This is a genomic window from Pontibacterium sp., from assembly GCF_041587635.1.
Classification (GTDB): Bacteria; Pseudomonadota; Gammaproteobacteria; order Pseudomonadales; family Balneatricaceae; genus Pontibacterium.
This window is the reverse complement of record NZ_JBFGYC010000448.1, coordinates 1-3,362: the sequence shown is the minus strand read 5'-3', so window position 1 is coordinate 3,362 and position 3,362 is coordinate 1. Positions and strand designations below refer to the sequence as shown.

Annotated in this window: 2 protein-coding genes; both read left to right on the top strand. The window is 50.1% G+C overall.

Annotation, left to right across the window (positions count from 1 at the left end):
- On the top strand, positions 1–2,904 hold a 2,904-nt coding region (locus ABYW01_RS17235), incomplete at its 5' end, for a pilus assembly protein (protein WP_372835112.1).
- A gap of 354 nt (positions 2,905–3,258) precedes the next feature.
- A partial coding sequence (locus ABYW01_RS17230) for a prepilin-type N-terminal cleavage/methylation domain-containing protein (protein ID WP_372835115.1) occupies positions 3,259–3,362 on the top strand: 104 nt, incomplete at its 3' end.

The window sequence follows — 3,362 nt, the reverse complement described above, 5'->3', positions numbered from 1 at the left end:
GTATCGGGCTTTGGTGTGAACACGGTAATGACCGCCGATCAGAAGACTAACTTTGCCAACTGGTATACCTACTACCGCAAGCGCGAGTATGTGATGAAAGCCGCGCTACTCAGTTTGGTGAGTGGCTCCTCTCAGCGCCTGGGGCTGGCAACATTGCACCGGAACAACAGTGTTGGATTCCCCGTTGAAGATGTGACAGCCGGCACCAATAGAGCTGACCTTATGGCGCAGATCTCTAGTATCGGTTCCAGCGGTAATACCCCTTTGCGTACTAAATTGGAGCAGGTAGGGGAGTATTTCAAAGGCACTACGGTGACTGCGCTATCGACCTCCCTGTTTGGTTCGACAAAACCAACACCGATTCTAAATGAGGCCTCGGGAGGTTCCTGTCAGCAAAACTTCTCGGTGGTGATGTCGGATGGTTACTGGAACGGCAGTGAGCCTAGTGTCGGTAATGCTGATAGTGGTTCGACCAGCGATGGTGATGGCAGTGATACCGAATATGATGGTGGTGTCTACCATGATCAGGCTGACGGCGTATCTAATACGCTGGCGGATGTGGCGATGCACTACTACGAGACCGATCTGAGTACATTGGATAACAATGTGCCCGGCACACCGGATGACAGCAATACGCAGCAACATCTGGTGACCTACACGGTGTCTTTTGGGGTAGACGGAACACTGAGTGCTAATCCCGATGCGAATGCCACTAGCTTTGACTGGCCGACGCCTGTCAGCGACGAGAGTACAACGATCGACGATATGCGTCATGCGGCGTGGAATGGGCGCGGAGAATTCCTCAGTGCAGAAGATCCCGCTTCTCTTGTCTCCTCTTTCACCGCGGCCATTGCCAGTATTGAGTCGCGTACATCCAGCGCGGCAACCGTGGCGACCAACTCGACCCGTCTCGATGCCAACTCCAAAATCTATCAAGCCCGGTTTAATAGCGGTGATTGGAGTGGTCAGTTTCGCGCGTATGCTTTGAATTCGACTACAGGGGATGTGGGGGCATTACAATGGGATGCAGCAGACCTGATCCCTTCGGCGAGTCTGCGTAATATCTACAGCAGTCACAGTCATAACGGTTTCGCATTTAATACTACTGCCTGGGATGCAGGTTCTTTCAGTAGCGCGCAAATGAGCGCGCTAAATACACTGAATGGCACCACCGATAGCCGTGGTCGTGACCGCGTCGCTTATCTGCGCGGTGATACAACATACGAAGGAAGCGATTTCCGCAGTCGCAGTGGGCGATTGGGAGATATTGTACATTCCGATCCGATCTTCGCCTCGGATGAAAGCTTTGAATATTATGGCGTTGCACCAACGGTTACCGTGAGTGGTGCTGCTATTGATAGCTATTACGTCTACCTCACCGATGACAGTGTGAGCACTAACAAGGCTGCTCGCGAAGAGATGATCTATGTGGGGAGTAATGATGGAATGCTCCATGGCATGCGGGCTGAAGGTGCTATTGGAAGTATATCGGTGCCCTGCGATGCTGATACCGAAGCCTGTGAAGGGGAAGAGGTTTTCGCCTATATCCCTAAGGCGCTTTATGCCAAATTGAGCAACCTATCTGATACCAATTACAGCCACACCTATTTTGTCGATGGCTCTATTCGGGTGGCGGATGCCTATATCGATTACAACGACGATGGGGTTTCAGATACCACCCGCTGGGGTACGGTATTGGTTGGTCTGCTGGCAGGTGGTGGTGCCGGTGTATATGCGCTGGATGTGTCTGATCCGTTTAATTTTACAGCTCGTGATGTTCTCTGGGATCTGGATAGTACGGATTTGGCTGAATTAGGTTACACCTTTGGGAATGCTTCGGTTGTGAAGCTTCCTGATGGCACCTGGGCCGCGATTTTCGGCAATGGATACGAAAGTGCTAACCATAAAGCCGGGCTGTACATCGTCAATATGGAAGACCCTAGCGATGTGGTGTTTATTGATACTGAGGCCAATGGTACAGCGTCAGCTCCTAACGGTTTGTCGTCGCCGCTACCTGTGGACAGTGATGGCGATAAAATTGCTGATACGGTGTATGCAGGCGACCTGTACGGTAATCTCTGGAAATTTGATCTGAGCAGCAGCAACCGTAATGGTTGGGGTGTGGCATTCTCTCAAGGAAGTACCCCGCAACCACTTTATCAGGCCTGTACGACTGCTGACTGCACCAGTACGCAGGCCATTACATCTCGTCCTGAAGTGGCTGATCTCAGTGAGGGCGGCGTGATTGTACTGTTTGGTACGGGACGCTATATCTACACGGATGATCCCACCTCGACGCAGATGCAGACCTTTTACGGTATCCGTGATAATGGCAGTGCGGTTACCAGCCGGGATGACTTACTGGCGCAGGATATTCTTGTTGAACAATATGTGGCTGCCAGTGATACAAACTACCGTATTACCACGGACTATGAAGTGGATTACACCGCTAAGGATGGTTGGTATCTGGATCTGGATTCCAGTAGCTATCCCGGGGAGCGCGTTGTCGCGAATCCGATCGTGCGTGGTGGACGGATTATCTATACTACGCTGGCGCCCTCCGCCGATCTCTGCGAATTCGGAGGCAGTGGTTGGCTGATGGAGGTAGATTTAGAAAGTGGCGCCCGTTTGAGTGTTTCGCCGTTTGATGTGAATAATGATCTGGCCATTGATAATAATGATTACGTCACCGTGACGATTACAGACGACTTTGGACAGACATCAGAGCTGACAGTGCCGGTCTCCGGCCGCGAATCAACGGTCGGTATTGTGAAAACACCGGCAGTGATCTCAACCGGTACCAAAGAGTTGAAATATTTCTCCGGCTCCAGCGGTGCGGTTGAAACCGTGCGTGAATCCAGTGGAGATAAATTGGGGCGTCAGTCCTGGATTCAGTTAAACTGATAGCCGAACTGCAGTATGTGGCCGTAACAAGGATGTTGGCTTTTACCACTGTCAGAGGGATCTGTTAATAAGGCTCACGGCCATGCTTGTGGGCTTTATACTCATCTTTATACCAGCTCTCTTCTACGATAGTCGTGTAACACCGACATGCGTCATCTTGCCGCGATGTTTAAGCCAGTTTAATACTATTAACGACCTATAAAACTGTATTAATATTGATCAGTTTTATCGCGTTGTCATGGCATATTTATTGAATGGTGGTTTCATTAGCTTTTAATTCATCGAGTTTTGTCAGCTGTTGATAATAAATACCGATTTACATCGGCAGTATTTCAAGTTGGTACGAATAGAATCATGGGACGGTTATTTCCAAATATGGAAGGTACAGAACATATTAAAGCGGGATATTGCAGGGGATTTACGCTGGTCGAGTTAATGATCACGCTGGCGATCCTCGC